This window comes from Streptacidiphilus monticola, from assembly GCF_042658505.1.
Taxonomy (GTDB): domain Bacteria; phylum Actinomycetota; class Actinomycetes; order Streptomycetales; family Streptomycetaceae; genus Streptacidiphilus; species Streptacidiphilus monticola.
In genome coordinates this window covers 1-5,387 of record NZ_JBHSQJ010000113.1, presented here as the reverse complement: position 1 = coordinate 5,387, position 5,387 = coordinate 1, and the positions used below count along the sequence as shown (strand labels likewise).

At 74.4% G+C, this 5,387-nt stretch carries 7 protein-coding genes; 3 read left to right on the top strand and 4 right to left on the bottom strand.

From position 1 onward, the window contains the following. Positions 1 to 73 precede the first annotated feature (73 nt). From ACFP3V_RS24515 to hisI, 4 genes are all read right to left on the bottom strand, one after another. Positions 74 to 316: an HGxxPAAW family protein gene (locus tag ACFP3V_RS24515; protein WP_380587420.1), complete on the bottom strand. Its 243-nt coding sequence runs from the start codon at positions 314 to 316 to the stop codon at positions 74 to 76. 127 nt (positions 317 to 443) lie between these two features. After that, positions 444 to 1,094: a TIGR02234 family membrane protein gene (locus ACFP3V_RS24510; RefSeq protein ID WP_380587417.1), complete on the bottom strand. Its 651-nt coding sequence runs from the start codon at positions 1,092 to 1,094 to the stop codon at positions 444 to 446. After that, the gene (locus tag ACFP3V_RS24505) at positions 1,091 to 2,641 is read right to left on the bottom strand and encodes an anthranilate synthase component I (protein WP_380587414.1); all 1,551 of its coding nucleotides are present in this window, start codon (positions 2,639 to 2,641) and stop codon (positions 1,091 to 1,093) included. The genes ACFP3V_RS24510 and ACFP3V_RS24505 overlap by 4 nt, the downstream gene beginning before the upstream one ends. A 46-nt stretch (positions 2,642 to 2,687) precedes the next feature. Further along, entirely contained in the window at positions 2,688 to 3,056 is a 369-nt protein-coding gene (gene hisI, locus ACFP3V_RS24500) for a phosphoribosyl-AMP cyclohydrolase (RefSeq protein WP_380587411.1), read from the bottom strand. Between the two features lie 57 nt (positions 3,057 to 3,113). Here hisI and ACFP3V_RS24495 point away from each other — a divergent pair, with 57 nt between their 5' ends. From ACFP3V_RS24495 to ACFP3V_RS24485, 3 genes are all read left to right on the top strand, one after another. Then, positions 3,114 to 3,650, top strand: coding sequence for a hypothetical protein (locus ACFP3V_RS24495; protein WP_380587408.1), 537 nt, complete (start codon positions 3,114 to 3,116; stop codon positions 3,648 to 3,650). 25 nt (positions 3,651 to 3,675) lie between these two features. Then, positions 3,676 to 4,308 carry a TIGR03085 family metal-binding protein gene (locus tag ACFP3V_RS24490; protein WP_380587405.1) on the top strand — a complete coding sequence of 211 codons (633 nt, stop codon included), beginning with the start codon at positions 3,676 to 3,678 and terminating at the stop codon, positions 4,306 to 4,308. A 130-nt stretch (positions 4,309 to 4,438) separates the two neighbouring features. Continuing rightward, positions 4,439 to 5,098 carry an NADPH-dependent F420 reductase gene (locus ACFP3V_RS24485; RefSeq protein WP_380587402.1) on the top strand — a complete coding sequence of 220 codons (660 nt, stop codon included), beginning with the start codon at positions 4,439 to 4,441 and terminating at the stop codon, positions 5,096 to 5,098. Positions 5,099 to 5,387: the final 289 nt, after the last annotated feature.

Sequence of the window (5,387 nt, the reverse complement as noted above, 5' to 3'; positions counted from 1 at the left end):
GGCAGCGGCGCCGCCGCCGGGGCCGACCGGCCCGGGGCTCCGCCGCTGCCGTCCGCCGGACGGGGTGCGGGGCTCACACGCCTGTGGTGGCGCGGGCCTCCTTGGCGACCGTGGTCTTGGTCGCGGGCTTCTTGCCGTAGCCAGCCACGGAGAGAAGCTTGCCGACGACCGCGCCGAGCGCGGCGAGCACCAGGCCCGCGATGACGACGCCCGGCCACGGGACCACCATGGCGACACCGGCGATCAGGAAGCCGAGGAACGAGATGCTGACTCCGGTCCAGGCGGCGATGGTGTGTCCGTGGGCGCTACCCGACATTGCTGCTCCTTGATCTTGCCTCTCCCGCCCGGGAGAGCTCCTTGGCTTCATTGTCCCGTACGGCCGTCGGTGACGGGTGCCCGGGGTGGTGGTTTTCCCACGGCGTGTCAGATCCGCCGCTACGGGCTCAGCCCGCGGTGGGGTCCTCGCCGCGGTCGAGCGCCTTCCACAGGTCTGCCGGGGTCTCCGCGGGGCGGGCCGGCGCGCCCTTCGCGGCGGCACGCACCGGCGCGTCGTAGCGGGCGGACATGCCGGGCCAGCGGGCGCCCTGACGGGTGGTCAGCAGCCCGGCCGCCAGCACCAGCAGGCCGCCGGCCAGAGTCACCAGCGGCCACGCCGTGCCGGTGACGTGCTGCGCGGTGGCCTCGGCGAGGCCGATGGTCCGGGCGGCCTTCTCGTCCAGCGCGGCGCCGAAGCCCCCGGCCAGGACCGAGACGGCGACGCCGGCGGAGACGGCCCCGGCGAGGGCGACCAGCAGACCCATCACCGTGCGGGCCCGGCCACGCACGGCGAAGACGCCGACGGTCGCCGCGAGGCCGACCAGGGCGAGTGCGCCCGGAATGCCGGAGACGTCGTGACCGCTGACCGAGACGGCGCGGGTCGCGCCCTGGGCGGACACCTCGCCGCTCTGCCAGGTCTGCCCGGCGGCCACCAGCAGCAGGGTCGCGCCGAGAAGCGTCGCGCCCAGCATCACCGCCAGGGTGCGCCGTCCGCCGCGGGGGGCGGGCGTGTCCTGGACGGTGCCGTCCTGGGCGGGGGTCTCCACTGCTGCGCTCACCCGTCCAGTGTGCCTGGTGCCGTTCCGGCGGCCGGACGCAGGGTGCTCGCCGTCGCCACCGCGCGCAGCACCGCCGCGGCCTTGTTGCGGCACTCCTGGTCCTCCAGCTCCGGCACGGAGTCGGCGACCACCCCGGCCCCCGCCTGCACGTAGGCGCGGCCGTCGCGGATCAGCGCGGTGCGGATGGCGATGGCGGTGTCGGCGTCCCCGGCGAAGTCGAGGTAGCCCACGCAACCGCCGTACAGGCCGCGGCGGGTGGGCTCCAGCTCCTCGATGATCTCCATGGCCCTCGGCTTGGGCGCGCCGGAGAGGGTGCCCGCCGGGAAGCAGGCGGTGAGCACGTCGAAGGCCGAACGGTCCGCCGCCACCCGCCCGGTGACCGTGGACACGATGTGCATGACGTGGCTGTACCGCTCCACGTGCATGAACTCGACGACCTCGACGCTGCCCGGCGCGCAGACCCGCCCCAGGTCGTTGCGACCCAGGTCCACCAGCATCAGGTGCTCGGCCCGCTCCTTGGGGTCGGCCAGCAGTTCGGCCGCCAGGTCGGCGTCCTCCTCCGGCGTGGCGCCCCGGCGCCGGGTGCCGGCGATCGGGTGCACCATGGCCCGTCCGTCCTCGACCTTGACGAGCGCCTCGGGGGAGGAGCCGACGACGTCGAAGCCCTGGGCGAAGCGGAACAGGTACATGTACGGGCTGGGGTTCGTCGCCCGGAGCACCCGGTAGACGTCCAAGGCGCTTGCGGGGCAGGCGACTTCGAAGCGCTGGGAGGGGACGACCTGGAACGCGTCGCCGGCCCGGACGTACTCCTTCACCGTCTCGACGGCGGCGTGGTACGGCGCTCCGCCGAAGGGCGACTCGGCGTCGACGGCGCTGACCGGCGTGAACGCGGACGCCCCTGCGGGCACCGGACGGGCCAGGTCGGCGGTCATCGCGTCCAGACGCGCGACGGCGTCGGCCCAGGCGGCGTCGACACCCGTGGGGCGGTCGTCGTGGTTGACGGCGTTGGCGATGAGCAGCACGGAGCCGTCGGTGTGGTCGAGGACCGCCAGATCCGTCGCCAACAGCATGGTCAGCTCGGGGAGTTGGAGGTCGTCGGGGGCGAGCGAGGGCAGCTTCTCCAGCCGCCGGACGATGTCGTACCCCAGGTAGCCGACCATGCCCCCGGTGAACGGCGGCAGCTCCCCGCCCTGGTGCAGGTCGCGGGGGGTGTGCAGGGCGGCGAGGGCGGCCCGCAGGACGGCGAGCGGGTCGCCGGTGGCCGGCACGCCGACCGGCGGCTCACCGGTCCAGACGGCCTGGCCGTCCTGATCCACCGTCAGCGCGGCGGCGCAGCGGACGCCGACGAAGGAGTAGCGGGACCAGCTGCGCCCCTGCTCGGCGGACTCGAGGAGGAAGGTGTCCGGCCGCTCCCCGGCGAGCTTGCGGTAGAGCCCCACAGGGGTGTCCCCGTCCGCGAGCAGCCGCCGGGTCACCGGGATGACCCGCCGGTCCACGGCGAGCTTCCGGAACGTGTCGAGGTCAGGAGCCACACTTCCCGTCGTCATGCGGGAACCCTAACGCCAACCGGGAGTTGCACCGCCCAGGGGCGCGTCAGCCGAGGAGCCGGTCGGCGTCGAAGCAGGTGCGCGCGCCGGTGTGGCAGGCGGCGCCGGTCTGGTCGACCTTCACGAGGACCGTGTCCGCGTCGCAGTCCAGGGCGACCGCCTTGACCACCTGGACGTGGCCCGAGGTGTCTCCCTTGACCCAGTACTCGCGGCGGCTGCGGCTCCAGTAGGTGCAGCGGCCCGTCGTCAGCGTCCGGTGCAGCGCCTCGTCGTCCATCCAGCCGAGCATCAGCACCTCCCCGGTGTCGTACTGCTGGGCGATCGCGGGGAACAGCCCGTGCTCGTCGCGCTTGAGGCGGGCGGCGATGGCGGGGTCGAGCGCTGTGGAGCCGGGGACGGCCGGGGTCGCGGACATGGGTCCATTCTGCCAAGTCCGCCCCGGGTTCCCGTCCGCGCGGGCATGCTGATCGTCATGACCGCGTCCATCCGCCGCAGGCCACTGGCCCTGGTGCTGCTCGCCCTGCTCCTGGTCGCCGCCGTCGTCGTCCTGCTCCGTCCCGGCGGCGCGAAGCCGAGGAGCCGTGCCCTGCCCCCGCCGCCGAGCCCGACCAGCGCCTCCCCCTCCCCCAGTCCGTCGCACCACCCGAACACCTTCGACTACGTCGATCTCGGGCCCGGCGACTGCTTCGACGCCCCGCAGTTCAGCGCCGGGCTGACCAAGGTCGTCAAGAAGCCGTGCACGGGTCCGCACGACGCCGAGGTGACCGGGCTGACCTCGCTGCCGCCCGGCCTCCACGGCGAGGGCGAGATGCTCGCGCAGGCGCTGCCGCTGTGCCGGCCGGTCACCCAGCCCGTCTACGACCGGCTGACCATGGACAAGCGCGTGCTCACCTCGGCCGCGCTCTACCCGGACGCCGCCGCCTACGCCAACGGCCGCCGCACCCTGACCTGCGCGCTGGGGGCCGCCGACGCCCGCAGCGGAAAGAAGCTGACCGCCCCGCTGAACTGACGGCGGGTCAGCGTACGCTGGCCGTATGCCGAACCTTGCACGCCGGGAACGTCTGCTGCTGGTGGACCTGTTGGAGGGGGTCGGTCCCGACGCGCCGACCCTCTGCGAGGGGTGGACCACCTACGACCTCGCCGCGCACCTCGTCGTCCGCGAACGGCGGCCGGACGCGGCGGGCGGGCTGCTGCTCAAGCCGCTGGCCGCGCGGCTGGCCAAGGTCCAGGGCGACTACCGCGCCAAGCCCTACGCCGAACTGCTGGAGCTGTTCCGCAGCGGGCCGCCCGCGTACTCGCCGTTCCGGCTGCCGGGCGCCGACGAGGCCGGCAACGTCGTCGAGTTCTACGTCCACGGCGAGGACGTGCGCCGCGCCCAGCCGGACTGGGCGCCGCGCGTGCTGGACGAGGAGCTGTCCGAGGCGCTGTGGAAGCGCGTCGCCTCGATGGCCAGGCTCCAGGCCCGCCGCGCGCCCACGGGGCTGGTGCTGCGCCGCCCCGACGGCCAGACCGCGGTGGCCCGGCGCGGGACGCCCGTGGTGACCGTCACCGGGGAGCCGGAGGAGTTGCTGCTGTTCTCGATGGGCCGCCAGGCCCACGCCCGGGTGGAGACGGAGGGGGAGGAGCAGGCCGTGACGAAGATGCTCGAGGCCAGGCTCGGCATCTGACTCGGCATCCGGCTCGGAATCCGGCTCGGAATCTGACTCGATCGGGTGACGCCGCGTCAGGTCGCGGAATAGCCCTCCGTGCGGACTGGTTGGCCCCAGTCGACGACCCGCTCGGAAGGACGAGTTCACCATGAAGATCGGCATCATCGGAGCAGGCAACATCGGCGGCAACCTGGCCCGCCGGCTCACGGCGCTGGGCCACGAGGTGGCCATCGCCAACTCCCGCGGCCCGGAGACGCTGGCCGCGTTCGCGGCGGAGACGGGAGCGCGGGCGGTCACCGCGGAGGAGGCCCCGCAGGGCGCCGACCTGGTGATCGTGACCATCCCGACGGTCAGGGTGCCGGACCTGCCCAAGGGGTTGTTCGACGGCGTCCCGGCCTCGGTGCCGGTGATCGACACCAACAACTACTACCCGCAGCAGCGGGACGGGCGGATCGCCGAGATCGAGGACGGCCTGCCCGAGAGCGCGTGGACGGAGCGTCAGATCGGCCGCCCGGTCGTCAAGGCGTTCAACGGCACCTACGCCCAGGACCTCATCGACCGTGCCCGCCCGGCCGGAGCCCCGGACCGGCTGGCCCTGCCGGTGGCCGGGGACGACCCGGCGGCGAAGCGGATCGTCCGTGACCTCATCGACGAACTGGGCTTCGACACGGTCGACTCGGGCCCGATCGCCGAGTCCTGGCGGCAGCAGCCCGGCACCCCGGTGTACGGCCTCCGGGAGGGCGTGGACGGCGTGACCAAGGCGCTCGCCGCCGCCAGCCCCGACCGCCCCGCGGACTTCCGCGCCTAGAGGCCCGCCCGCAGGGCCCCGCCCGCAAGGACGCAGGCCCTGCCCGCAGNCCCCGCCCGCAAGGACGCAGGCCCTGCCCGCAGGGGGCCCGCCCGCAAGGACGCAGGCCCTGCCCGCAGGGGCCCGCCCGCAAGGACGCAGGCCCTGCCCGCAGGGGCCCGCCCATAAGGACGCAGGCCCTGCCCGCACGAACCCGCCCGCAGGGGCCCGCCCGCGGGGCGCGGGGAACTGCGCGGCAAGCCCACCACCCAGGGAGGTCCGTCCCCGATCAAGGGTCGAACCTCCCTGG

Excerpts from the sequence above, each read along its gene's own strand:
- ACFP3V_RS24505 (WP_380587414.1), bottom strand. The coding sequence starts at position 2,641 with ATGACGACGGGAAGTGTGGCTCCTGACCTCGACACGTTCCGGAAGCTC.
- hisI (WP_380587411.1), bottom strand. The coding sequence starts at position 3,056 with ATGTCCGCGACCCCGGCCGTCCCCGGCTCCACAGCGCTCGACCCCGCC.
- ACFP3V_RS24490 (WP_380587405.1), top strand. The coding sequence starts at position 3,676 with ATGCCGAACCTTGCACGCCGGGAACGTCTGCTGCTGGTGGACCTGTTG.
- ACFP3V_RS24515 (WP_380587420.1), bottom strand. The coding sequence starts at position 316 with ATGTCGGGTAGCGCCCACGGACACACCATCGCCGCCTGGACCGGAGTC.
- ACFP3V_RS24495 (WP_380587408.1), top strand. The coding sequence starts at position 3,114 with ATGACCGCGTCCATCCGCCGCAGGCCACTGGCCCTGGTGCTGCTCGCC.
- ACFP3V_RS24485 (WP_380587402.1), top strand. The coding sequence starts at position 4,439 with ATGAAGATCGGCATCATCGGAGCAGGCAACATCGGCGGCAACCTGGCC.